Here is a 24,856-nt window from a genome sequence, read left to right as displayed (position 1 = left end):
TAGTAAGAATAAGAAGGTGTTCTAGATATGCAACAGGATGAAATCAACGAATTGATTAACCAATTCAAAAGACTTATTTTAGATAATAATACTATAAATATACCTAAAAGTAATCAATACGAAAAATTAGAAGCAAAATCTGTGAGTAAATTTTTTTACATAGATTTAAACAGAAAAGGTAATAAAATTAGAAGATTTACATTGCAATTGAGAAGTCAAGAAAGGAAAGATCTTCCCCTTCTTCGATTTGATTTATTAGGACCTCCACACGAAAATCCACCTGGAGATTTTCCATATGCAGGACATTTGATTCCTTGTCCACATCTACATATTGCACATGAAGATTATGGAGATAGAATTGCTTATCCGCTTACAGATGAAATCACACGTATGAATTTAACAGAGGCTCAATTAGATGATTTTGTAGTAATATTGAAAACTTTTTTATTGAGAAGTAATATTGAGGGTATAGATAACTACAATTATGCATATCAAGAAGATATGGGGATTTAGAAAAATTACGGAAAGGGTGAGAAGAAGTGTTTAAAATCAACGAATTAGAAAATATCTATATTAGATGGAATAAAGAAAACATAAAAATTATAGATCAAGGTGACTTCGTTGAAATTACAACTCCTTTCGTAGACAATCACCATGATTTCCTTCAATTGGTTTTATACACCAATAATAATCAGATTGTTCTTACAGACGACGGATATACATTAAACGAATTGGATATCTATGAAATTGATTATAAAAAAAATTCCAAGCGAAAAGAATTCTTAAAACAAACGCTCAATAGCTTCGGTGTTTCTATTATTAATTCTGAATTAACAATTACTTTTAATGATATTAACGTCTATCCGAAAAAAATGCTTAGTTTATTACAATGTATTGTAAGAATTTCAGATATGCTTCTTACAAGTCGCTCAACTGTTACAAGTATTTTTTATGAAGAAGTTGGAAATTTTTTAGATGATCATTATATTTTAAAAACTCCTGATATAGGTATTACAGGAACGAGTGGAAACGAGAATAAATTTGACTATGTTATACCAGCTAGTCGGATTAAACAAGAAAAAGTAATTAAAACTATTAATAAAGCAAATGGTGACAACTACAAATATCCACTTTTATCATTTTTGGATATCAAAGATAATAGATCAGAATCAGAATTTGTAGTAATCGCAAACGATGCGCAAAATCAAATTAGTGAAAAGTTTGAAACCTCCTTTGTTAATCATGGAATAAAGGTTCTCCGTTGGAGTCAAAGAAATGAGTGGGTCAATGATTTGAATCCAACAATAGCATAAATTAAAAACTCTACTTCCAATAAGTAGGGTTTTATTGTACACTTTACTAGAACACACGTTCTATTTATATTATTTTTAGGGGATGTTTATATGAGCTATACAACCTATACCGAAGACTTTATTAAAGAGCTTTATAGTTATTTGAACATTCTATTGCTTCATCAGCTTGGATTTCATAAAATCGCTGAGCTGCTTGGGATTCAAGTATTTTACTGGCAAGATAAAAGCCAAGCCCTCTTCATAAAAGAACACTCATATTTATTTTTAAATGAACAACTAACTAAACAGCAACTATGGCAAGATTTTTGTCATGAATTAGGACATGTACTTTTACATACTGGACATCAAGGACATATGTCTCCCCTATTTCGTGAGTATCAAGAGAATAAGGCAAACAACTTTATGTACCATGCTTGTGTCCCTACCTTCATGTTAGACGAAATAGAGCCACGTAATCTAACTGTTGAATATGTTCAGCAGCAATTTAATGTGGAATATGAATTGGCCTTCAAACGAATAGAACAATACTTTAGTAAGAAGAACCCATTCTGAAATGGAATAGGCAATCAAATGACTCTATTTTATAGTTTTAATCAGAATGATATAGGCATTCAAAACTAATGAAATGAAGGTGAATAATTTGAGATTAGGTGAGTTATTGAAGGAACTACGTGGTGATGAGGGTTTACGTGATGCAGCAAAGCGTATGAACATTACGTATTCTTACTTAGCTATGCTTGAAAGAGGAAAAGATTGTCGCACAGGTAATACTATTAAACCAACACCAGAAACCCTGTTACAAATCGCTAACGCATATAAATATGATTATTTTAAGTTAATAGAAGTGGCAGGTTTTTCGGATGATCCTTTTTATAATCCAGCATTAAAAGAACCTTTTGCTCATAATCCTACATTACAGCAATGGTATAAGTCTCTTCCCTATTGCAATGAGCAAGATGTTGAAAAACTAAAAATAATCTGGGATGTAATTCATGAAGGTGGTGACAACTAGTGCATTTCGTTCAAATTAATAAGACTACATGGCGTTGTACTGGTGAGGGCCCCCGTAACCCTTCCACTGGTAAACGTCGTCAAATTACACGCCGTGGTAAAAGTAAAGGTGAAGCTCGTAAAAGGGTAGAAAAAGCTATTGCTGAGCTAAAGAAGGTATATACCTTCGATGCAAAGATTACGTTTGATGAGTTTAGCCAAGAATGGTTGAAGCTCTATCAGCTGAAAGGCAATAAGGAAACAACAAATGAACATCGTGCCTATTGCATTTCCCTACTCAATCGTTACTTAGCGAAACAGAAAATGACTGCAATCTCAACGATTGAATTACAAGGTGTGCTCAATCACCTATTTGAAAATGGTACCGCATTTAATACACTACGGGGTACTCATAATGCAGCAAAATTGATTTTTGCCTATGCAAAAGAAACAGGATTGATTGAGATAAACCCTGTAGAAGCAACTTTTGTACCAAAAAAGAAAATGACATTAGAAGAAGTTACTACTGAGGAAACATCAAAGCTCTATCTAGAAACGGATGAATTGAAGGAATTTTTTAGATACGTGGACAAGCATCGTAATATCATTTATCGAACTTTAATTTATACAATCGCCTTCACAGGAATGCGACCAGGAGAAGCTGTTGCACTAAAATATGAGGATGTCGATTTGGAGAAAAAGGTTCTTCACATCAACAAAACGGTATATGCGAAAAAAAGCATACGAGGCGACTTTGAGCTCACTCCTCCAAAAACATTTGGAAGCATCCGCTCCATTGATATTGATGATATTATAGTAGGAAAATTGAAGCAGCTCTATCAATGGCGAGAGGATCGTGAATGGATCAAGTCCGATTTTGTATTCGGTGATAAGGATGGCATCCCCCCTACTGTCAAAATGCTCAATCAAACAGTTCGACGCCTTGGAGCCCTCACCGACCTCAACAAACAATTCCGCACCTACATCCCCCGCCACACACACATTAGTCTGTTGGCAGAGGCTGGTGTGGATTTGAATTTCATTATGAATCGTGGTGGGCATAAAAATTCTGATACAACAACGAAAATTTATTTGCATGTTACGTCTGGTATGCGTGCAGCTGCTACTGAGAAAATGCATGATCAATTTACAAAATTGTTAAATGACTAAAAAGGAGATATTGAGTTGATTCAATATCTCCTTATAAGTATAAAACTATCTAAATTATCTATTTTTCTTTTGTTTCTTCCTTTTTCTTTTCTCACGCTCTTTTTGTCTTTTAATTCTCCTATTTTCCCTGATACCCTCAACATGTTGATTCCATTCTTTACTTGCATCTTTTCTATTTTGAATAGGGTCTATACTTGTTGATAAAAGACAATTGGTTTGGTCTGCAATTCCTAATCCCATATTTGTATCAATTATATAATAATGATGATAATTATAAGCATGAGTTACTCTTTCAAGTTTAACTTCATCTAAATCACTACCTAAAAGAACATATGGATACAATGATCCTATTAATTTTTCCATTGTCCGTTTTTCAGTAGAACTAATATTTTTGTCCCAAAGAAAAACTAAAAACATGCCAGAACCAAATCTAATTATTACAGATAGTAATAGTTTATCTATTTTTAAAGTCTCTAAACTTTCTCGTGTTTTAAATTTATATTCTACTGGGTTGTCAAAAGTTAAAATACTATCTCTAATTAACAATGGATTAAAGTACAACCCCATTTTTAAATTATCAAAATAAAACTCTGGGAGAGGTGTCATATCTACAGATAGACCCCCAAAAATTGAGAAAGGAGCTTCAGGATCGGTTAGATGGCCTAAAATATATTTTCTATTATAATTGAACCAAGTAGTGTCGATATCGTCTTTTTTTGTTCTGGCAATGTTAAATGCGATTTTTAGAAGCCATCTAGAAAGCATTGAATGATTATAATTTAAAGTTAGATTATCATCAGCTTCATAGGTTTTCACAAAATACTCTTCAACTAACTTGGAGCCATATGTATCGAGATCGGATAAGTTTTCGTTGTTACATTTATTACAAACATCATTGATAACAATATGTTCACTTTTAAATGGTTTTTCATCTTTGCCTCTTAAATTATATTCACTTTCTGGGAAAAGATCGATTATTGATTTAGGAAACAAATGTTCACCTGTGAGTTGTTTCTCCTCTTGGCAATAGCTACACAACATATTACTTCATCTTCTTCAAATTTATAGTTCACTTCTTAATATTACATAGAAAGAATAAATAATACAATAATTTATAAAATATATAAATATTGTAATGAAATGTAAGAATCTAATAGTCACATACAGATTTAATACAAGAATAAATGTTTACTTTCCGTGACTTTTTTCAAAAATCAACCTCATTTAATCTCTACAAACCCTGGTATATCAAGAATCAAAAAAGCATGAACGCTTATATTCATCATAAGCGTTCATGCTTTTACCCTCTTTCATATGTATTCGCAAACCTTATTATAGCAAGGTTTTGTGCGAATGTACAAAGACATGCTTTTTCGATTTTGGTGTAACGAGAGGAGCATATTTAATTATATTAGCCCACCCCCAAACTTTCAGTAAACATCGCAAGCAACAGGGTCATATTTTTTACTCGTAAGTAAGGTTTTCTATTAAGCACCTGAACATTGTATGTTTTTGGTTAATTTTGTAGAATGAATGAAAGGGAGGCGAGCTAGCTTGGAATTCACAACAGAAAGATTAATGATTAGACCTTTTAAGAATACCGATTTACAGGATGTATTTGCGATTTATAATAATGAAGATACTTGTAAATTCCTATTACATAATCAATGGACTCATGAAAATATGGAGAAAAAATTTAATAAGAAACTAGCGAATGGTATACTCTCAAATGAGTCAATGTTAAGTTTGGCAGTTGTCTATAAGAATAAAGTCATTGGTGATTTGTCTGTATGGTATACAGATATGAAAGATACTGTTGAAATTGGATATAGCTTTTCCAATGAAGTGGCTGGGAAAGGTTTGGCAACCGAAGCAGTAAGTAGTTTAGTAGTTCAATTATTTGATGTTTTTAATGTACATCGTCTACAAGCTAAGCTGGATGCACGGAATATCGCTTCACAAAAATTATGTGAACGAATAGGCATGAGAAAAGAAGCCCATTTCACACAAGATTTTTGGAATAAAAATGAATGGACCGATAGCATTGTGTATGGCATGTTAGCCTCTGATTTGAAGGAGTAGAATTATTTACTGTGCTAACGGAGGGCTCATACTTTACCATTTACTATTGTTCAGCCCTCCAGTTAGAACATATTAACAAGCATTCAAATTATCATAAGAGGATGCTTACTAAAAAAGATTATTCAGCTTAAGCTTCGAAGTCTTCATCCAATTGACGCTTTACTGAATAATGTAGTGTCATCCTCTTCCCTTACTTTTACTATTTATTTTGTAATCTGAAATAAAGAAAGAGAGTGAAAGCCCTAGTAAAATAACGGGGAGGAAAAAGAGTCCTGCATCATATTTGACGGAATGCTCCATTTTTATGCCAAACAAATAGATGAATAATGTAAATGAAAAACATAATGATAGTGTCCCTGCTAAACTTTTCATTCAAATCCTCCTTATGTCAATCAGATAAAATAAAACATGAATAAGTACCTGGCCCACTACTAATTATTTTCCTTTTACAGCCCCTTCAATAGCAGCTATCCACTCCTTTCCACCGTACCTTCCCTATCAAACATCTTCATTCTTTGAGAGATAAAAAAGTTTAAATCAAGCACGGCTCATCTACGTCAGCCAGATGTATTCCACACTATAAATTTGGATTCAGATTCCATGCATGAGCGGAAAAATCAGACATTGAGTTGTTCATAACAAACGTCCGCCACCCGATTTAAGCACGTATAATAAATATTCGCCATACCTGATCGTACCGGAAATTCATTATGTCCCATTTCAATTTCATGAAAAAATATTTTCTGTAGGTGGGCTTGAAATTCGAACGATAGGTGACTTGTCTCGCTTCTAGCGTAATTATGTAACTGCCACCTTATGCACATATAGAAACACGGAGATTAACATCCCAGTTTAGACACCGTTACATAGCTCCCCATTGATTATTTACGGCACATTCTATAATATACTTATCATTACTTAATATTCCAATATTAGGTTAATTGAAAGCCATATGCTTCCTTTTGGCATTCTTCATCAGCCTGTATTTTAGTCGTTCCTCTAATAGAATATAGTCCCATAAAAAATGAAAGAGGTGGTTAATCATTAGTGAGCATGACTATAAAAAGTATAAAATTTATCCAAAATCAGAAAGATATACGGCTGTGTTTTTATTGGCTTCTGTAATGGTTTGGGGAATTTATGATCGGATTACGACAGGGGAGATCGGGGCTCCATGGTATATAATCATTTCCACTTCTGTATTTAATACCTTCCTTAGAACATATTATGCAAGAAAAGAAAAAAGGCGAAAAATGAATATGTAATGATGGTTAAAATGGATGTAGTCCCTATCTGAAGCAGGTGCTCGTGCGCTTGCATTTTTTGATCGTCGATTTTCATACAGTTCTTTAATCGCTTAGTCTCCGTTAAAAAAACCTACACCCTTCCACTTCATCTGTTTCCTTTTGTATCCCATTCAATTTCTCCTTCATGAATTCAACTTTTAACTTTTTTCTGATGTGTCCTATGACATTTATCGCTAATCATTTGGTTAGGCATACATATTATAAAATTATCGAAAGGAGGTTTATCATTATGTCTGGATACTATGGTGGTAACGGTGGAGGCTACGGGAATGGTACAGGGTTTGCACTTCTCGTTGTTCTATTCATACTTCTCATAATCGTTGGAGCTGCTTTCCTGTATAATTCATATTAATACCTTTAAAAGGGAACACCCTATTAATCCGTCCCGTGAAAACAATAAATCCTCCAATACTGGTAATAACAATAATCCATGCACCTATCTATTTTATGAGTCACTTTCGGGTGACTCTTTTAATTTTTTCCGCCTCCCTTTTCATTACGAACGACATGATAAAAAGCCACTCCGACATGGGATATGGCCTTCGACATAAAATTAATCAAATTGTATAGTCTGTTGCACGATGGATACCTTATAAACGTCTTTCGTATTAATTAATATCGATTTAAAATGTTCTGTTTCTGTAAAGGTATACCATGGTTTCTCGTTGAACCCATTAAATACTTCTTCTGTAAAAGTTTCTTGTCCAATATTAGTTTTGATTTTATATTCTTCTTCGCGACTTTCGTTAAAGTGGAACTTCACTGTATATTCATAATCCACGAACCAACACCCCCCATCTATCTTTATCATGGGATAAATAGTGTGGAAGTAATCAAAAGAAATATAAATGTAATAAAATCCCATGCCATTGTAAGAGTTCTTATATAATCCATAGAAAAAAACCAGGTACTCATTATAAATGAGCGCCTGGTTTTATTATTACCCGATAATGGGTATTGAAAGCATGCAAATATTAAAGTTTTACGATGTTTGCAGCTTGTGGTCCACGTTGACCATCTTCGATTGTGAATTCTACTTTTTGGCCTTCTTCAAGTGATTTGAAACCTTCACCTTGGATAGCTGAGAAGTGTGCGAAAACGTCTTGTCCGCCTTCTACTTCGATGAATCCAAAACCTTTTTCTGAGTTAAACCATTTTACTGTACCTTGTGTCATTTGAATGACCTCCATTAATTGTATTAAATAAAATCTTACATCGTTCAAGAAAAAATTCACATATTGCAAAAAGTATCAAAAAAACACGATTACTCTTTGTAATATGTGAATTCATTGTTTCTTTAGGACCGATTTTATTAATATCATTGTATAATAAAAAACCATATTTGTCTAGTACTAAGTAAAAAAATCCATAAACAATTATTTGGCTCGTTATATGTTTGCGTGTATTTCTAAAAAAACTCAGGTAATCAAGTCACTTGATTACCTAGAGAAAAATGTTTTTTCATGATTATTTTCCACTTAAACCTTTAGTGATCCTCGAAAACCTCTAGCTGCATAATAAGAATCTGCCCCATTATGATAGAGGAAGATTGTGTCGTAGCGACGATCACAGAAGATAGCCCCGCCCAGTTTACGGATTTTTTCAGGGGTTTGAATCCAGCTTGATGTTTTTAAATCGAATTTACCTAGTTGCTGTAACTCACGATATTGTTCTTCCGTTAAAAGCTCAATCCCCATTTCTGCTGCCATATCCATTGCGGTCGTTTCGGGTTTATGATTTTTTCTTGCTTCCCATGCCTCTCGGTCATAGCATACACTTCTGCGACCTTTTGGACTTTCTGCCGAACAATCATAAAACATATATTCATCCGAATTTGGATGATAGCGAACGACATCCGGTTCTCCGCCAGTTGCTTCCATTGCATGGAGCGACCACAGTTTATCTACATTCGCTTCCAGCTTAGCCTGGATATTTGTCCACTGAAGGCCCTCGTGGCGATTCATATTTTTCTCAAATCGAGCTTGCAATGTTTGCAATAGTTCCTCGCGTTGTTCAACTGATAGTTCTTTATTTGCCATTTTAGTTTTCCCCCTCACGCTTAAATGATAGTCCCTCTTCTTCCAATGAAGCTCTCATCATGGGGATTGACGCTGGTCCAATTCCATGAATTTTTAATAAATCTTTTTCGGTGTATTTGGATAGTTCATGCAAGGTATCAATCCCCTCGTGAACTAAGGCATTTCTTGCAGGAGAACTCAGTTTTGAAAGGAAACCACTCGTAGGCTTATTTTCTTTATCGCAGGTCGGGCAGCTTGGACAATCTGTGCTTTTGTAAAAACGATGTCCTTTTTCGCAAAACCTTAAACGTTTTTCTGCTTTCACTATCATCCCTCCAACATACATACTATTTGTTTATAGTATCATATTTCACTTGTCGGAATGAAAAGAAGAACTGGATCAAAATTTGTTCGATTTAAAACGTTTGTAATTGGTTATCTGTTAAATTCTGTACGCCCATATATTGAACTTTTGGTTCACCATCCACATATTTAACCACTGCATATCTTTGTATATTTGGCTTTAGCAATTCCCGAGCATCCATTGGCCAACTTGCAATGTCCTTCTTGAACATTTCCTCAGAAGTGACCGTCACATCTTTTGTTAAGGAATAATCTAAGCTATTAAATTCAGAGTCAAGAAATGTTACATAATATACATCATTAGATACTTTATAGACATCATGATAATTACGATGAATGGAATCGAAATAAAAGCCAGTTGGATAAATATAAAACTTACCTAACTCATAAGTTATAATGCCTTGGCTATCTCTCGATGGAAAATTCATACTATCTATAGCAAGGTCAACGCCGAATACCTCTTTATATTTCGCTTGTACGATAGCTCCATCGAAAACCATTTCGCCATTTTCCGAATACTCATGATCAATATTGTACTTCTGGACAACGTCTAACACTAAAGTCATAACAATTTGCGGGTCATGATGATTAATGCTTCTCATACTACTAAATTCATCTAATGCCTCAACAATCTCTTTCTTTTTATCCTTCTCCAGTAATTCTTCTTTCCCTACAATATTATTTACACTCGGTGAAAGAGTTGCAAGGGTTTTTCCAACAATAGTGGCTGGACTAGAAGCGTCAAAACCGTAATTTTTCTCAGCAAAATTACTAATCAGTATGGGACGTTCCTCTCCATCATATCGTGCAAATTCTTCTTCGAACGTCATTCGATCTGTTTCTTCATCATTTAATGTATAAAAGAGATCGCCTTCATTATTATGACCGAAATTACCGGACACTACTAATTCCATCTCTGATTTTTTGGGATCCTTTGCGTAAACCCATATGTTGTTATTAGCAATACCTTGACTCATTTGATGGGAAAACATTTTAACAAAGGTACGACCATCCTTCCCCTTTACTAAAGAAACATTCATGTCACAAGCGGAACATACTAATTTATCAATTTCACTTGAAAAAGATAGCAACGCATCTTCTCCATTTGGATTTCCCGTCCAAATTTCTTGTATGTAATTATCTTTATTACGATGAGGATAGGCAGATAGCGGGTAGTCAATTCCTTTCATGAATGTATAAACCTCATTAACACCATCATTATCAAAATCAACTAATTCCGCATATAAAACTCCTCTATCATGCTCATTTTCTGCAAAAGTATGCATGTCATATGTATAACCTAATGTTTCTACTGCTTCAGATAGTTTTTCGTATAATTGACGATCGACCACTTGCTTTTGCCTCTCTTGATCGTTTGTGACTATTTTTTCAGCATCCTCAGCTTTAGCAGTAGGTGTCTCCTTTACTCCGTTAGAGCATCCGTACATTAGTACAACTAAAAATAATAATAATAAATAACTTTTTTTCATTTAACACTACAACCTTTCAATACCTTAATAATATCTATATCAATTTCCTATATTTACTACTTTATACCAATATCACTAAGCTGTATCTAGTAAAATTTTGATTTTACGTAAACACTATAAGAAAATAACCAAAAGGATGTTTATATAAAAGATATTATTATGTTACAAAATGTATTTCCGTCCTAGTAGCATGATAAATTGATGATAATTACATTCTTTCTGAATCGAAAAGTAATGCCCCGTTGTCATTCAAAAAAATTTGGCGTAATTTGCAAGTTGGTAGTCAGTGTTTGCTAGTTACATGGCGTGATGAAAAAGTTACTATATATACTGTTCCGTTTAAACACAACTTCTTAAAGACAATAAATGAATAAAGGAGCCTGATACATTGACGTTACCTACCTCTACTCGTATTAAAATGCCATTAGGATTTTGGGAGGGGCTCCGTCAATTAGGGATAGCCCCCCACGATGTCATCCGAAAAGCACAATTACCTATCACTTTGATGACTGAACCAACTGTTTCGCTAGCACAATATTACGCGATTTGGCAGGCATATGCCGATCACATGGACGACATGGCTACAGGAATCATCCAGCTGGCAACTAGCTTTGATAGCAATCATTACCCACCAACCGTCTTAGCAGCTTACCATGCTCGTGATTTCCGTGATGCTCTCAACAGAATGGCACGCTACAAGCAATTGTGCCCGCCTGAGAGCCTCCGTATTACTGAGGAGGGAGAAAATTGTATAATCGAGCTGCAATGGTCAGATAGGGAGCAGTCGGGTCCGCCGATGCTTGTTGGCATCACACTGGCCTTTCTGCTTGAGCTAGGACGACGAGGAACGGATAGCCCTTTAACAGCAAAATGCGTTGAATTTTCACATTCAATGGGTGATATCCAAACGCTTGAAGCCTATTTCGGTTGTCGTATCCAGATAGGAACAAAATGGAACAGGTTGACGTTACATCGAGAGGATTTGGACCGCCCCTTCTCTTCATATAATTTAGAGCTATTAGAGATGCTGACTCCGCCTCTAGATCAATCATTGAGCGAGCACCAACAAAGCCGTTCGCTTACCGAGACGGTCAAGTGGATGATGAAACGTAGCTTAATGGGAGGACGCCCAGACATTCTGACGGTTGCCAGCGAGTTAGGGATGAGCGACCGTACTTTACAGCGTCGGCTTTCAGACGAATGTACGAGCTTTAAGCATCTGTTAATGGAAGTTAGACAGGAGCAGGCACAGGTTTATTTAGCAGACCCCTCTCTTGATATTAAAGAGGTCGCCTTTTTAATTGGCTATGAAGATCAGAACTCGTTCTACCGTGCCTTCCGCCTTTGGGAAGGGGATACACCAGCAAATTGGCGTACTAAACATATAGAAACAAATGTTTAAATTACTATAATAATAAAGGAGAAATAGAGTATGGATATGGGATTGAACAATAAAACAGCTTTAGTTACTGGATCAACGAGAGGTATAGGGAAAGCCATTGCTTTTGAGCTAGCCAAGGAAGGTGTTCATGTACTCATTAATGGGCGAAATTATAATGAGGTAGAACGCATTGTAAATGAAATAAAGTCCGCTTACCCATCTACGTCACCTCAAAATGCAACAGCCGATCTTGCAGATACCCAGCAAAGAGAAGCTTTATTCGAAAAGTATCCCCATATAGATATACTCGTGAACAATATGGGTATTTATGAAATGATGTCCTATGAAGATGTTGACGATGAGATATGGGAAAAATACTTCCGTACGAATGTTCTTGCGGCTAATAGTCTATGTAAATTTTACTTACCTACAATGCTAGAAAATGAGTTCGGCCGCATTATTTTTATCGCGAGTGAAGAGGCCATTATGCCTTCTGGGCAAATGCCTCAATATTGTATGACAAAAACGATGCTCCTCTCTTTGTCAAAAAGCCTATCTCAATTAACAAAAGGAACAGAGGTTACCGTCAATACAATTATGCCTGGCCCAACACTTTCTGAGAATGTGTATGCAATCATTGATAGTATGTATGCTAATCAAGAGATGAGCTTTACCGAGAAAGAGCACAAATTTATGACTACAAACCTCCCTCAATCGGAAATACAAAGGTTTATCAAACCCATTGAAATTGGGCGAATCACTACCTTTATTTGTAGTCCCTATGCTTCCGCCTTTAAAGGCTCTCCGATTCGTATGGACGGAGGTATGATACCGACTATCTTTTAATAGGTAGAGCTCAAAAACGGAAAGCCAATGTCACCACTACGGCGAGTCGAACTGTCTACCTCATGTGTCACCGCCCTTTAACTTATGCTATAAAAGCCATCAAGAGTGTGAACTCTCGATGGCTTTGACCGTTTGAATGGCATATTTTTATACTGTTATTTACCTTCTATCCATTCATTACTGTACATGAACTGTATATGTTCCGTTCTCATTCGCAAATTTATAAACATATAAATAATACTTTCCAGGCTTTGCATTCAATTTACCGTTTATCATGTTTCCGTCTTCCTGTCCAAAAGACGCATAATTTTGGCTATCTGATTCATGATAAAGCACCCATGTCATGCCAATTTGGTTTTCATTTAAAACTGATATATCTATTTCTTTAGGAGATGTAACATTGAATTCGTATACATCCGTATGATCATCCTCCATTAAACTACCGTTTAGTGGTGTATTAAATGGAAGCATAGTGGCTTCTTCTGGACGATTGTTTGGTTCTATCTCCGTTTTGGTACTATTTTGTACTTGAACTGTATATGTTCCATTTTCATCATCAAACTTATAAACGTATAAATAATACTTTCCTGGTTTCGCATTGTACTTACCTTTTATTGTCTGTCCATCTTCCTGTCCATATGCTACATAGTTTTGCTTATCAGATTCATGATAAAGCACCCACGTCATGCCAATTTGATTTTCATTTACGACAGAAATATCAATTTCTTCTGGCGATGTAATGTCAAATTGATAGATATTTGTATCATTATCAATCAAACTACCTTTTAGTGGTTTATTGAATGGAATGATCGTCGCATGTTCTTGCCCTGTCTGTCCTCCTTTCCGTACAGTGGCAGTTGTTTGCCCTTTACTTTCTTGTCCCTTATTATTTTTCACGGTTAACGTCACTTTGTAAGTTCCTTCATTTTCGTATACATGAGTAGGATTTGCTGCTTCACTTGTTGCGCCATCACCAAAATCCCAAAGATAAGAAACTATTTCTCCATCCGTATCCTTTGACCCATCACTGTTAAATTGAATTTTTTCATTGGTCGTGCCAGCATATGGACCATTTACCTGTACAATTGGTGCTTGCGTTTCACCGTCATCAGTGGAAACGCCGTGGAAGACTACATCATACTCGAACTGGTTTGCCGCATTTACACGATAGTTGACAAAGTACGCAGTCAATGTTTTATAGCCGCTCCACTCTTTTTGAGACAGTTGCTCCAGCACTTGGTTTACTTGCTTACTCATCGTTTTCCAATCTTGAGATTCTCCTTGTGTAGCACCACCTACATATGTTCCCTCGAGTGTAAACGTATTAAAAAATTGAGACTGGTGTTTCGTCATATTTGCATCTTTCACATGTGCAATATCGACAATTTCTTGCTGTACTTCGTTTAACGCTTTTGGTTCATGCGGCATTAAATAATCCTCTGCTACTTGTGGCACCTCGTATGTTTCTTGGTTATCGATCAATTGCTGCATATACGCTTGATATTCCATATTCAACTGTGAATTTTTACTTAAAGTGTCACGATAGGCATCATAATTTTTCACATCGTTCGCGCGAATTAAATCTTGAATTCTATCAAACATATCGAATTGATGAGTATACATATAAGACTGTAAAGCAAATGAATAATTGTAAAAATCCCAGGAACCATATGTGGCAAACATTGTTTGTTCAGCTGTATAGCGTTGTGATGGATCATGTGACAACCCACTTATAATGCTCTTACGAGGCACAACGTCATTTGTACGTGTTGACCCTGCAAAAAATTCTGCATTCCCTTCCTGGAACCATGTGAGTCGCTCATTTTGATACATATCACCCGTCCCGAATAGACCAGGCACCTCAAATCTACCTTGTAAAAAATGCGTATATTCATGACGGAACAGCTCTTCTAAGCTATAAATACTTTGCTCAGGTGTACGTTCATATGTAAAGAATGTTCCAGTCTCTTCAATATAAATACCACCATTATTTGTTTCATATCCGTACAATTGACGGTTTAATCGATATTGATCGGGAGAGTTATAAATGACAACTGTTAAGACATCGTCAGCATTACCTGGCTCTAGTGCTTGATCATTCCCGATTACACGATGATATTGTGCCTTTACCTCTTTTGCCGCCCAGTATAATCTTTGAATTTTATCTTCCGTTACTTGATCTCCCGTTTTGAATACAATAGATCCATCATCAAATGTATATGTTTTCGGTAGATACTGTTTTTTTCCTTCTTCGCGTACTTTTTGTAAATCAACGGTATTTCCGTTTAAGTCACGTCCATCATAATTTGTCGTAATTTGCTCTACTGCCACAAAATAAGCTTCACTTAAATAGGGATACATATGCATCGCTTGTGTAACTACTTCTAAACCTTTATTCGGATTGCTATGGAATTGCCCTAAACGCCCTGCATAATAAATGCCATTATTAATTAACCAACTATTGCTATCCGTCACATTATGTATTAGGGCAATGTTATTAACTTCCTCTATGAAGCTATCAATCTTCCCATACCACATCGTTGTATTGGCCTCTTTACGAGTGTCATATAAATACGACTGCATATCATAATCAATGCCGTGTATTAAATCGTAAATAGCTTGTCCTTTTGAATTCTCACGTTCATAGGTAGAAAGATTTTCATTATATTGTTTTAAAATCTTCGTAGCATGTTGAACGGTTTCCACATCACTAGAAGCATTACCTATTAATTTTCCATAGGCAGATACAACTTTATCTTGCTCATCTGTACCAAGTTTAAAGTTTGGATTTTTAGCTATTTCATTTAAGGCTGGTAAACATTTATCTTGGAAACTTCTCTCATTTAAATAACCTAGTTCATTATTATAAAACGCTACATAAAAAGCAGAACGCAGTACCTCAACAAATGTTTCGATCCCCTTTGAATCATCCTTCGTAAACGAATTTCCTCTATTCCCTAATTCATTAATGATTACTTGCATGCGCTCTTCATTTTGATAAAAAGCTTTTGTGTCATCATTGAATTGGAATAAGTCTGTAATTTGGTACCAACGGATACTGCCCAGCGTATGGATGAGGTCACGATCGCTCATTTTATTAAGCTCTGCCATCGAGTACTGCTCCTGCAATTGCTGTGTATCCATCTGTTCCATAATGGGTGCTGGATGTTGTGAAAAATCTCCAATTTCTAAACGTTCTTCATAGGATAATGTTTCTTCAGCCATTGTCGAATGCACCATTTCATCTTTCGACATTTCTATGCCAATGGGTTTCATTTGTAATACATTATAGGGCGTTTTTTCTGCTGCCGATGCTTCCGCCTGTAGCCCACCTAACGAAATGGCCATTGTACTAACCCCAATTAACAACTGATTGAATGTAAATTTTTTCTTCATTCTATATCCTCCTATAGTCCTATGTAGGTTTTTTGGCAATATAGTTATTATTTGGTACTATATTACCTATCTTAAAATAACATATTATGTAAAAATATCAACATTAAATGTTATATTTAGGAATATTTTCTTCCATATTTTGAACACTAAGACACATTTAGATTGTTTCCTTATTAAAAAAACCCGAGATGCGGATTCTTTTTAGAAAGGAGCGACCATACAAGCGGAGAGAATTCCCCTCATTTCCTTCTTTCTCACTAGACAAACAAAGAAAATCCCCTCTATTTATGATATTCTTGAAAATAAATAAGCTAGTATAGGGTAAATACCATTTCTCTACCCTCCCCACCTACATATTATAGGTTGTAGAAAGGGGGGATCTTCAATGGGATACGGATACGGCGGAAATGTAGGTAATATGAACAACGGCGGTTGTTATTATGGCGGCGACAATGGCGGCAGCTATAACGGTTCATCTTTTGTATTAATCGTAGTTCTTTTCATTCTTTTAATTATCGTTGGCGCTAGTTTTATGGGTTACGGATACTAATACATCCCTTTAGCACCTAAAAATATCCCTTCAATATAATGAAAGGGTCACTTAAACCAGCCTAGTGATCCTTTTGCTTTTCAGAAAGGAGCGATTCGTTTTTTTGCAAAATTATAAACCGAACATCTTTATGAGAATAATAAAAGGGGTCATTGGCTCTGCATTACTAACGATAGGTCTCATGTTCATCGTAATCTCTGTAGACGATAAGCAATTTCTCCAAAATGTATAAGTAAGAATTATCGGTGTCAGCAGTATTTTTATAGGCATCCATTTATTACATAGACAATTTCATCCTCATTCATACAATAAACCAGGTACGCCTAAATAAAGGGTACCTGGTTTATTTTTTTACATTTATCCTAAAGTCGATAGATAGATCTCTTTTTAATGGTGAAATCGTTATGATGGTCTATAAATCCTAGTTATCTTATCATATAAATAGTAATGTTAAGCGAAAAGCGTTTAACAAGGCATCTCCTGATTTGTTACTATGGGGTACTTTCTATGAGTGCCCCTCCCATTTTTCGGTCACGCGATTTCATTACATTCGTATAAGAGTATTCAACATGATTGGTTGTGAATCCATGTTAGAGTTTATGTTAGCCATTTTAGCCAATGCATTGGATGGTTCTACCACTTTACATACAACAAAAATCGATCGCAATATGGAAAGGCTACGACAGTATGATTGGTTTGAGGAAGAATACCAAGATGATCGGTACCACAGATTATTTTTTGCCAATCGTCACGTCAGAAAATATCTTCAACATAATAGACGAGTCAATTAGATGATGAAGAAAAAAAAGAACGCAAGCCAAATTTATAGATTTTTTACACAAACAATTGAAAAATCGTCCTCTAGGTTGGTAGAAATAACTTCCAACAGAACATATATTCGTGTATAATTTTAGTATACGAGCGAATGGAGGAAGAATATGAACGCAATTGATCTACTTGTATTAAATTTCGAGGAAGTGCGTAGACGTAGTATTAAGCTATGGACATCTATCCCTCAAGAAAAGTTACGTTGGAAGCCCGATCATGAGGCAATGTCTTGTATCGAGATGATACGACATGTGCTTGAAAGTGAACATTATTACCACCAGGCGATTAAAAATAAAGGCAGTCTAGGTACTTATGAATCTCCATTTGAAAAACGGCCTTACACCACTGTTGAAGCAGAACTATTATGGGCAGAGCCTTATCGACTTGAATTTATGGAAACGGTTCAATCATTCGCGAATGAGGATTTAACAAGGATTCAAATTGACCGCTCAGATGTAGGATACATAAGAGATTTGGGAGATATGTTGCTGAGGATTGCCTACCATGAGTCCGTTCATACGGGGCAATTACTGGATTATTTCCGAACAGCGAAAGTGACAATCCCGAAAATTTGGGATTAATAATGAAAGGTGTATCACTAGTAGATACACCTTTTTTAAATGATCGTTAAAATATCCTTCGGCTCCTGTAAAACATAATCTGCCTCTTCGTACCCCTTAGTCGTTTTGGCCCCCCACAAAGCTAGAGCAAATTTGGCTCCTGCTTGTTTGGCGCATTGCAAATCATATACCGAATCCCCAATATAAATAGCATTTTCAGGGGCTACCTGCAATAATTCCAGACAGGCTAAAAGTGGCTCTGGGTGAGGTTTATGTTGCTCCGTATCACTGGCACTAATGATGTGCGTGAAATAATTACTTAACCCAAAAGGATCAAACTCATCTGTTACTTCTTGTCTTGTTTTCGATGTAACAATGCCGAGCTGTATGGGTTTACTTGCTAAAGATTGGATGACCGCTTCTAATTTTGGAAAGACCGAAACCTCCTGTGAAAAATCAAGAACAGCTGTAGACCATTTTTGATGAACTGTCTCTATATTATCAACGTTAAGCTGTTGTAATGTGTCCTTCCCTGGAATGCCTAGGGCAAACCTTAATTCATCCAAAGCATACTCTTTTGCTGTTTCCTCACGCAATGTCCTTTGCAGCGACTGTAAAATCGCTTGTTCTGTATCCAAAATTGTCCCATCTACATCAAAAATAATCGCCTGTAGCATAACCATCCCGCCTTCCCTATACATGATTGCTGTTGACAAACATACATAATTGATGGTACTTGTCCTCATCATAATCTTTTTGACCGCGTATAAACTTCTCTTTTAAATTATAAAAACAAATGTCAAGATATTCCTTATTATGATGCTGCTTGAAAGGTATTTTTGCCTCGACTGTCCCCAACGCCTCAAAGTATTTATTCATCTTTTCAAATGTTCTAATTTGATAGCCACGCTTTTTCATTTCAGTAATGATCATTTCCGTATAAATAAACAAGTCGTCTTTAGGATATTCGTATATATAATTAATGAGTATATGCTTATCTTCCTTGGCAAATATACTGTTTAATTCTCGCCATTGTGAAAGTAGCTGCCCTTTTGGTAGGAAGGCTATTAAATCTACATGCCATAATCTCATGCTCTCTCCCCTTTCTATTATTCACTCAATCATGTAAAATATTCCATATTAGTAAAACACAAATGGAGGTATATTACTATGGAAATAAAAATTGCCACACTTGATGCCATTCCACAAATCGAGGTGTTATACCAAGAGCTCTTTTTAGAAATGTCCATTCTACAACCTAAATATATCAGACCTACTAAACAAGATGTCAATTTTATTCGCTTTACAATTATCGAGGAAGATTCCGATATTTTAATCGCTGAAAAAGATCAAGAAATCGTAGGGTTTTTATTACTAAAGGAAATGACGACCCCTCGTTATACATGCATGGTTGAATACAAATACGCTTTTATTATTGATGTCATTGTTGGCAAGCGATATCAAAGTAAAGGAATTGGAACGGCCCTACTGCTAGAAGCGAAGAAATGGGCTGATACGCGCAAATTGGATTATTTGGAGTTGAACGTTCTGTCTGGAAATAAAGGAGCTATCGCTTTATATGAAAAACTTGGGTTTCAGGATATGAACCATACGATGCGCTTTGAGTTGTAGAGTACTCTCAAGCAATGAAAAACTTGCGCTCAGCCCTTCTGATGCATATAATCAAAAAGTCGCCTATATAATAGGGCGACTTTTTTGATGTTTATTTCGTTTTATGGCATCGGCTCATACATACGTTCGCTCAAAGAACCTATTACCCATTGATTATTTCTCTTCGTGATTAAAATCTGCTGAGAAATTTCATTAGATTGATTAGGTAAACTCTCACTACGATAGATATACATATTTGTTTCTTTTGGATAATAATAATTATAACTTGTTGTATATGGAGATAAATCTGTATAGGTTACATTTCTCATAATAATTAAATTAATCATTTCATCAGTAAAATACGGCTTTAAGTATTGTCTTTTTTGCGCGACATTCGACAAATTCTTCACTTTGTTAATCGCCTCATCTAGCAGCTTATAGCCATCCCGATAAAACAGTGGTTGTGCATAAACAACGAACCTATTTTGCTCTGAAGAGGAACTAGCCATCCGAGCTTTTTTATCCCAATACGTACTATGCCCTAATGCATCACCAATAAATCTAATGGGTAAAAAAATGCTGCCATTTTCTAAAAGTAATGAGACATCCATTTGAATTTGCTCATTATTGACTTTTAATACCTTTGAGCCAAGTGTCATTTTCATCACCGTCTTGTCAGTGATGACCGTTGCCGTTTTTGTAGTGTTATCCCAATTTACCTTAGCTTTTAGCTTTTCACCTACAGCTCGTATAGGCGCGTAAAGTCTAGCATTCACGACTTTACCATTGTAGATTTCATAATCCTTTTCACTGGCATAGGCAGTACCTTGGACAGTACCTACCTGTAATAAAACGACCAGCGCCAGTAAACCACTCACTAATTTTTTCATGATTCCCACTCTTTCATCTAGTCATTATCCATGTCTAAAATATCATATTTTTACTAAATTTAATAGTTTTATTAAATTCCGTTAAATCTTTCTAGGATTGTAATAGAAAAAAATAGACAAAGTCCTATTCAAGACTTTGTCTATTTTCTGAGCTGATTTCAACCAGTATCACTTGTCTATATTAATTTACTTTCTTTCAGTAAGTCATAAATAATCGTATCTTTTGTTTTGTGAATTCCTAATTTACCAATTTGTTTTAAAATAAATGGCGCATCAATATCTGTTAATTTTTTGCCATCTAATAAGCGAGCAGTTGAAGCTAATAATGTGCGAACATCAAAAGAAGAGGCGAATACTTCTGGAACTCCACGATCAATATTTAATAATTGATAGACTGCCTCCATCGCAGTTCTTACTGAATATTCAGTAGTAAAAACGGTATCTCTTACAGTTTCACTAAAGTTGCCAATGAAGGCTAAATTAGCAGACCCTTCTGGCACAACTAGTGGACGATCCCCCATGGCTCTTGGCATGAAATAAGAGGTGATATAAGGCATATAGCACGGAATCGTATTACAGGAATTTTCGGCGATGTCTGGAATTTCATCAACCGGTACACCCATATGGTAGAGCCACTCTTGTGCTATCTCAATACCTGAACATTCCGTAATGCTTTTTTTAATAAAATCACCTGGTTTATTTGATAGTAAACCATAAATCCAAACGACTAATTGGTCTTTTGGTTGATGCTTAAAGTGAGGTTGTCGGTTTAACGTATAGCTTAGCATCCAATTAGAATCTGTAGCTGTGACAATACCTCCAGTCACTACTTTGCCTGCATACGGGTCTCTTTTACTAATTTTTTCAATATAAGGTGCCACTCGATCGTCTAAAGTTGTTAGGGTGGCGGAAACAAACCAGCTTTCCTCTGGAAGATTATCACAGAACTTTTCTGGTCGTCCAAAGTCAGTATCCTGGGCAGCGATGTTTTTCCACAGTGACCAGCTTCCACCTAATTCTTTATTGACAGGGGCTGGTGTATAATTATCCCCGTATGTTGTACTCTCTGTGATACTACCATTTGTCACAAATACCAATTCATTTTCTGTAAGTTCAATATTCTTTTTCTCACCATTTTTTCTTAAAACTAATGTATGAGCTACTTTTTTGTCGCCCACTTTATCGACCAAAACATTCTCCACTACCGTATTATATTGAAAATCAACATCATGACCTTCTAAATATTTTATCATCGGCAGCACTAACGATTCATACTGGTTATATTTCGTAAATTTCAATGCTGATAGATCTGGTAATCCACCAATATGGTGAATGAAACGCATAATATAACGGCGCATTTCCATTGCTGAATGCCATTTTTCAAACGCAAACATAGTGGACCAATACAGCCAAAAGTTCGATTCAAAGAATTCCTCTGAGAAAACATCTGTAATTTTTTTATCCTCTAGCTTTTCCTCAGGTGTAAAGAATAATTTAATCATTTCCTCGGATGACTGATCCGATAAGGTGAATTTGCCATCATCCTCAAGTCTTTGACCTCTATCTTTTATTAAACGACATTTTGAATAATTGGGGTCCTCTTTGTTTAACCAATAAAATTCATCTAACACAGAAGCATTGTCTACCTCTAATGAAGGAATGGAACGGAATAAATCCCATAGGCATTCAAAATGATCTTCCATTTCTCGACCACCGCGAATAATAAATCCTCTCGTCGGATTAAGTATGCCATCAAGACTACCTCCTGAAATATCTAACTCTTCCAGAATATGAATATTTTCACCTTTCATTTGGCCATCACGAATTAAAAAACATGCTGCTGACAGCGAGGCTAGGCCCGAACCAATGAGATAAGCAGATTTTTTATCTACTCCCTCCGGTTTTTTAGGACGTGCGAAAGCTTCATAGTTACCATTGCTGTAATACATATTACCGCCTCCATATTTATTATTCCAATATAGAATAACATGAATTACCACAGAAATGGTAAAAGGAAAGAATGATTAACAAAATATTCAAATTCAAAAGAAAGCACTCCATTCGAAGTCCCCTATAATTGGACATAACAGTCGGTTGTATTTTTATAAGTGGATGATGAAGTACAAAAAATGACGATCTACACCTAGATCAATGCCTTAAAAAGGAAAACGGAATACAATTATTGGATGTACAAATTGCATAAATATTATATTAAAAAAATCATTCGTCACATAAATTTTGATTCTCCTTAGTTAAAACTTCCTTTTATGTTTACCAAATTTTTCATTACCTCTTTTAAAATTACCTGTCAATTTCGCTAATAATAATTGAACTTCTATTGTCTGTTGTTCCGCTTCATGTATTTTTGCTAAAAGACGCTCTGCCTCTTTTTCCTTAACCACTTTAATTTGTTTCCCCTCGTAATAAATAGCGACAGTCCCTTTTTTCATAATTTGATACGTAAAAGGCTCCTCGCTTAATCGATTTCGTTTATCAATTCCGCTCACTTTTTTCAACTCCCGTCCTCATTATTGTCCACATCCATAAAATATTTTTGACGTCTTGTTATTTTTCACATCACCAACATCTGTATGTTTCAACGGTTCTGCAGTAATACTAATAAAGATTAGATTAGTTAGTAATGAAAGGGTAAAAGATGATTTTACATTTATTTTTAGTTTTTCTAATTCCTTGGACGATTTGTCTCATGCATCTATACAAAAAAGATAAAGTATTGCTTTTTTTAGTGGCTCCATTTTTTAGCGTAGTGGCTTATCTGATGAATTCTCTTGGCTTTTATTTTGATTTTTGGGAGGTGCTACCTTTTCCCGAACAAAAAAGCTTCGCTTCACTACCTTTTGATATTGGCATATATCCTGTCTTATCCTGCTACTGTATCTATTCCATAAAAAAAACGAACAAACCTTTTTTGGTTCTATTATTAATGACATTGCTCACCACTTTTTTAGAAGGGATATTTGTTTTCTTTGATAGGGTCAACTACCAAAACGGATGGAATATTTATTTTACCTTTTTCTCCTATTTGCTCCCTTATTTATTTTTGTATGGGTATTATAGATTTTTACTGAAAATACGCGTCCTCCAATAACTATTTTTTTGCTAAAATAAATAATTTTTCTTCAATATAGTTTTAATTTCTACTGAAGAGGCAATCAACTAGATATACTAAGTGAACGCTTCATATATATAGTAGTAGTTAAGCTAAACTAGTTTAACAACCTCCTGATTTGTTACTTAGGGTCACTTCTTACCAAAGTGACCCTTCATATGTTTAATAGGACTTACATAAGTTATTAGGAAGATTGAGTAAACGTAAAATTTACAATATATCAAAACATTTTCCTCCCTATTTTCGTTTTCAAATTAAAAAGGAGGAACTGTTCCATGATGAGTATGCTAAATGTGGGAAGCATAGTCCTTGGATTAATGGCCATATCGTTACCCATTGCTAGTCTTTCAGCAACTTCGAAACAAATTCAACATTATTGATTAACGATACGCATATTAAGTCTAAGTGCTTGTGCTATTTCGATTAGTTTCCAATTAATTTATAATGTCCATCTTGTGAAGATTAAGGATTGAAGTGCTCTTATCAAGAAGTTCCATACTGGCTCCTATTCTTATTAGTAAGTACGATTCTATTAAATATCCTCATTCTTATTTTTAAACGAAATGAAGTATAAGACCGAATACGTAGTAACGCTGTTGTGAGGCTACTATGTATTTCGTATGATTTCCCCTCTCGACATTTTTATAAATTCAAATAGTTTTTATAAAAGGAGGTTGGCGAATGTCAAAAATACCCATTTATATAAAGCTGCTCATTGGGATTGGGATGATTATTATCCTTACCTCACTGTTTCTGTTAAAGGATCATCCTTATTATGTATGGCTAAGATGGACAGGCAATATTTTATTGATCGTCGGTATTGTACGGATTCCTTTTACACAGAAAACTGATAAAAAACAAGTCAATACTCGATAAACCACTTGGACTCTCAGGTAAATTTCCACATAAATAAATCCTTTTATTTCTAAGT

The 24,856-nt window shown here is 35.3% G+C and carries 28 protein-coding genes and 1 pseudogene; 16 read left to right on the top strand and 13 right to left on the bottom strand.

From position 1 onward, the window contains the following. Nucleotides 1-27 precede the first annotated feature (27 nt). The 5 genes from KVT27_RS06955 to KVT27_RS27220 all read left to right on the top strand — a co-directional run bounded on the left by KVT27_RS06955 (nucleotide 28) and on the right by KVT27_RS27220 (nucleotide 3,473). Nucleotides 28-513 (top strand): DUF6978 family protein, encoded by a 486-nt coding sequence (locus tag KVT27_RS06955; RefSeq protein WP_217580997.1) that lies wholly within the window; start codon nucleotides 28-30, stop codon nucleotides 511-513. A gap of 26 nt (nucleotides 514-539) precedes the next feature. Then, entirely contained in the window at nucleotides 540-1,313 is a 774-nt protein-coding gene (locus KVT27_RS27225) for a DUF1829 domain-containing protein (protein ID WP_217580996.1), read from the top strand. A gap of 90 nt (nucleotides 1,314-1,403) precedes the next feature. Continuing rightward, a complete protein-coding gene (locus tag KVT27_RS06945) occupies nucleotides 1,404-1,865 on the top strand; it encodes an ImmA/IrrE family metallo-endopeptidase (RefSeq protein WP_217580995.1) in 462 nt (153 codons plus the stop codon). A gap of 88 nt (nucleotides 1,866-1,953) precedes the next feature. Next, nucleotides 1,954-2,325, top strand: coding sequence for a helix-turn-helix domain-containing protein (locus KVT27_RS06940; RefSeq protein ID WP_217580994.1), 372 nt, complete (start codon nucleotides 1,954-1,956; stop codon nucleotides 2,323-2,325). Further along, the gene (locus tag KVT27_RS27220; RefSeq protein WP_217580993.1) at nucleotides 2,325-3,473 is read left to right on the top strand and encodes a tyrosine-type recombinase/integrase; all 1,149 of its coding nucleotides are present in this window, start codon (nucleotides 2,325-2,327) and stop codon (nucleotides 3,471-3,473) included. The genes KVT27_RS06940 and KVT27_RS27220 overlap by 1 nt, the downstream gene beginning before the upstream one ends. Before the next feature lie 54 nt (nucleotides 3,474-3,527). On the opposite strand, the gene KVT27_RS06930 is transcribed toward KVT27_RS27220, so the two are convergent. Beyond that, nucleotides 3,528-4,514: a hypothetical protein gene (locus KVT27_RS06930; RefSeq protein WP_217580992.1), complete on the bottom strand. Its 987-nt coding sequence runs from the start codon at nucleotides 4,512-4,514 to the stop codon at nucleotides 3,528-3,530. Between the two features lie 513 nt (nucleotides 4,515-5,027). Here KVT27_RS06930 and KVT27_RS06925 point away from each other — a divergent pair. Beyond that, nucleotides 5,028-5,555 (top strand): GNAT family N-acetyltransferase, encoded by a 528-nt coding sequence (locus KVT27_RS06925; protein ID WP_208704330.1) that lies wholly within the window; start codon nucleotides 5,028-5,030, stop codon nucleotides 5,553-5,555. Between the two features lie 177 nt (nucleotides 5,556-5,732). On the opposite strand, the gene KVT27_RS06920 is transcribed toward KVT27_RS06925, so the two are convergent. Further along, a complete protein-coding gene (locus KVT27_RS06920) occupies nucleotides 5,733-5,927 on the bottom strand; it encodes a hypothetical protein (RefSeq protein ID WP_036125479.1) in 195 nt (64 codons plus the stop codon). A 1,164-nt stretch (nucleotides 5,928-7,091) separates the two neighbouring features. On the opposite strand from KVT27_RS06920, the gene KVT27_RS06915 reads away from it, so the two are divergent. Further along, entirely contained in the window at nucleotides 7,092-7,214 is a 123-nt protein-coding gene (locus tag KVT27_RS06915) for a YjcZ family sporulation protein (RefSeq protein WP_080709324.1), read from the top strand. 201 nt (nucleotides 7,215-7,415) lie between these two features. Here the strand turns inward: KVT27_RS06915 and KVT27_RS06910 are convergent, their stop codons facing one another. The 5 genes from KVT27_RS06910 to KVT27_RS06890 form a co-directional block, all read right to left on the bottom strand. After that, on the bottom strand, nucleotides 7,416-7,643 hold the full coding sequence (locus tag KVT27_RS06910) for a hypothetical protein (protein ID WP_036125478.1): 228 nt from the start codon (nucleotides 7,641-7,643) through the stop codon (nucleotides 7,416-7,418). 193 nt (nucleotides 7,644-7,836) lie between these two features. Further along, nucleotides 7,837-8,037 (bottom strand): cold-shock protein, encoded by a 201-nt coding sequence (locus KVT27_RS06905; RefSeq protein ID WP_008175097.1) that lies wholly within the window; start codon nucleotides 8,035-8,037, stop codon nucleotides 7,837-7,839. Nucleotides 8,038-8,340: 303 nt separating this feature from the next. After that, nucleotides 8,341-8,901 carry a DUF4256 domain-containing protein gene (locus KVT27_RS06900; protein WP_217580991.1) on the bottom strand — a complete coding sequence of 187 codons (561 nt, stop codon included), beginning with the start codon at nucleotides 8,899-8,901 and terminating at the stop codon, nucleotides 8,341-8,343. A 1-nt stretch (nucleotide 8,902) separates the two neighbouring features. Beyond that, a complete protein-coding gene (locus tag KVT27_RS06895) occupies nucleotides 8,903-9,205 on the bottom strand; it encodes an RNA polymerase alpha subunit C-terminal domain-containing protein (protein WP_036125474.1) in 303 nt (100 codons plus the stop codon). Nucleotides 9,206-9,296: 91 nt separating this feature from the next. Beyond that, nucleotides 9,297-10,733 carry a hypothetical protein gene (locus tag KVT27_RS06890; RefSeq protein WP_217580990.1) on the bottom strand — a complete coding sequence of 479 codons (1,437 nt, stop codon included), beginning with the start codon at nucleotides 10,731-10,733 and terminating at the stop codon, nucleotides 9,297-9,299. Nucleotides 10,734-11,151: 418 nt separating this feature from the next. Here KVT27_RS06890 and KVT27_RS06885 point away from each other — a divergent pair, with 418 nt between their 5' ends. Continuing rightward, nucleotides 11,152-12,135, top strand: coding sequence for an AraC family transcriptional regulator (locus tag KVT27_RS06885; RefSeq protein ID WP_217581368.1), 984 nt, complete (start codon nucleotides 11,152-11,154; stop codon nucleotides 12,133-12,135). Between the two features lie 30 nt (nucleotides 12,136-12,165). Continuing rightward, nucleotides 12,166-12,960, top strand: a complete 795-nt coding sequence (locus KVT27_RS06880) for an SDR family NAD(P)-dependent oxidoreductase (RefSeq protein WP_217580989.1) — start codon at nucleotides 12,166-12,168, stop codon at nucleotides 12,958-12,960. A gap of 177 nt (nucleotides 12,961-13,137) precedes the next feature. Here the strand turns inward: KVT27_RS06880 and KVT27_RS06875 are convergent, their stop codons facing one another. Further along, nucleotides 13,138-16,356: a collagenase gene (locus KVT27_RS06875; protein ID WP_217580988.1), complete on the bottom strand. Its 3,219-nt coding sequence runs from the start codon at nucleotides 16,354-16,356 to the stop codon at nucleotides 13,138-13,140. Nucleotides 16,357-16,822: 466 nt separating this feature from the next. On the opposite strand from KVT27_RS06875, the pseudogene KVT27_RS27490 reads away from it, so the two are divergent. From KVT27_RS27490 to KVT27_RS06855, 4 genes and pseudogenes are all read left to right on the top strand, one after another. Next, nucleotides 16,823-16,906 (top strand): annotated as a pseudogene (locus KVT27_RS27490) (YjcZ family sporulation protein); the annotation flags it as partial. A gap of 103 nt (nucleotides 16,907-17,009) precedes the next feature. Continuing rightward, the gene (locus KVT27_RS27020) at nucleotides 17,010-17,138 is read left to right on the top strand and encodes a hypothetical protein (protein WP_256448880.1); all 129 of its coding nucleotides are present in this window, start codon (nucleotides 17,010-17,012) and stop codon (nucleotides 17,136-17,138) included. Nucleotides 17,139-17,475: 337 nt separating this feature from the next. After that, nucleotides 17,476-17,697 (top strand): hypothetical protein, encoded by a 222-nt coding sequence (locus KVT27_RS06860; RefSeq protein ID WP_052059768.1) that lies wholly within the window; start codon nucleotides 17,476-17,478, stop codon nucleotides 17,695-17,697. A gap of 147 nt (nucleotides 17,698-17,844) precedes the next feature. Beyond that, nucleotides 17,845-18,315 (top strand): DinB family protein, encoded by a 471-nt coding sequence (locus KVT27_RS06855; RefSeq protein WP_036146056.1) that lies wholly within the window; start codon nucleotides 17,845-17,847, stop codon nucleotides 18,313-18,315. 35 nt (nucleotides 18,316-18,350) lie between these two features. On the opposite strand, the gene KVT27_RS06850 is transcribed toward KVT27_RS06855, so the two are convergent. Next, nucleotides 18,351-18,971, bottom strand: a complete 621-nt coding sequence (locus KVT27_RS06850) for an HAD family hydrolase (protein ID WP_036125463.1) — start codon at nucleotides 18,969-18,971, stop codon at nucleotides 18,351-18,353. 16 nt (nucleotides 18,972-18,987) lie between these two features. After that, on the bottom strand, nucleotides 18,988-19,386 hold the full coding sequence (locus tag KVT27_RS06845) for a pyrimidine dimer DNA glycosylase/endonuclease V (protein WP_217580987.1): 399 nt from the start codon (nucleotides 19,384-19,386) through the stop codon (nucleotides 18,988-18,990). A gap of 78 nt (nucleotides 19,387-19,464) precedes the next feature. On the opposite strand from KVT27_RS06845, the gene KVT27_RS06840 reads away from it, so the two are divergent. Next, nucleotides 19,465-19,926 carry a GNAT family N-acetyltransferase gene (locus KVT27_RS06840; RefSeq protein ID WP_036146059.1) on the top strand — a complete coding sequence of 154 codons (462 nt, stop codon included), beginning with the start codon at nucleotides 19,465-19,467 and terminating at the stop codon, nucleotides 19,924-19,926. 101 nt (nucleotides 19,927-20,027) lie between these two features. Here KVT27_RS06840 and KVT27_RS06835 read toward each other — a convergent pair whose 3' ends face one another. The 3 genes from KVT27_RS06835 to KVT27_RS06825 form a co-directional block, all read right to left on the bottom strand. Beyond that, nucleotides 20,028-20,795: a copper amine oxidase N-terminal domain-containing protein gene (locus tag KVT27_RS06835; RefSeq protein ID WP_036146062.1), complete on the bottom strand. Its 768-nt coding sequence runs from the start codon at nucleotides 20,793-20,795 to the stop codon at nucleotides 20,028-20,030. Nucleotides 20,796-20,971: 176 nt separating this feature from the next. Beyond that, on the bottom strand, nucleotides 20,972-22,744 hold the full coding sequence (locus KVT27_RS06830; RefSeq protein WP_036125453.1) for an oleate hydratase: 1,773 nt from the start codon (nucleotides 22,742-22,744) through the stop codon (nucleotides 20,972-20,974). Between the two features lie 303 nt (nucleotides 22,745-23,047). Next, nucleotides 23,048-23,302: a hypothetical protein gene (locus tag KVT27_RS06825; protein WP_036127865.1), complete on the bottom strand. Its 255-nt coding sequence runs from the start codon at nucleotides 23,300-23,302 to the stop codon at nucleotides 23,048-23,050. A 149-nt stretch (nucleotides 23,303-23,451) separates the two neighbouring features. Between KVT27_RS06825 and KVT27_RS27185 the strand changes: the two genes are divergently transcribed. Continuing rightward, the gene (locus tag KVT27_RS27185; RefSeq protein WP_309140222.1) at nucleotides 23,452-23,904 is read left to right on the top strand and encodes a CBO0543 family protein; all 453 of its coding nucleotides are present in this window, start codon (nucleotides 23,452-23,454) and stop codon (nucleotides 23,902-23,904) included. 702 nt (nucleotides 23,905-24,606) lie between these two features. Continuing rightward, nucleotides 24,607-24,801 carry a hypothetical protein gene (locus KVT27_RS06820; protein WP_036125450.1) on the top strand — a complete coding sequence of 65 codons (195 nt, stop codon included), beginning with the start codon at nucleotides 24,607-24,609 and terminating at the stop codon, nucleotides 24,799-24,801. The last annotated feature ends 55 nt before the right edge of the window (nucleotides 24,802-24,856 follow it).

It is taken from the genome of Lysinibacillus sp. GbtcB16 (genome assembly GCF_019091145.1).
In the GTDB taxonomy this organism is placed as follows: Bacteria; Bacillota; Bacilli; order Bacillales_A; family Planococcaceae; genus Lysinibacillus; species Lysinibacillus fusiformis.
The sequence above is the reverse complement of the archived record's forward strand: the minus strand, read 5'-3'. Positions and strand labels throughout refer to the sequence as shown.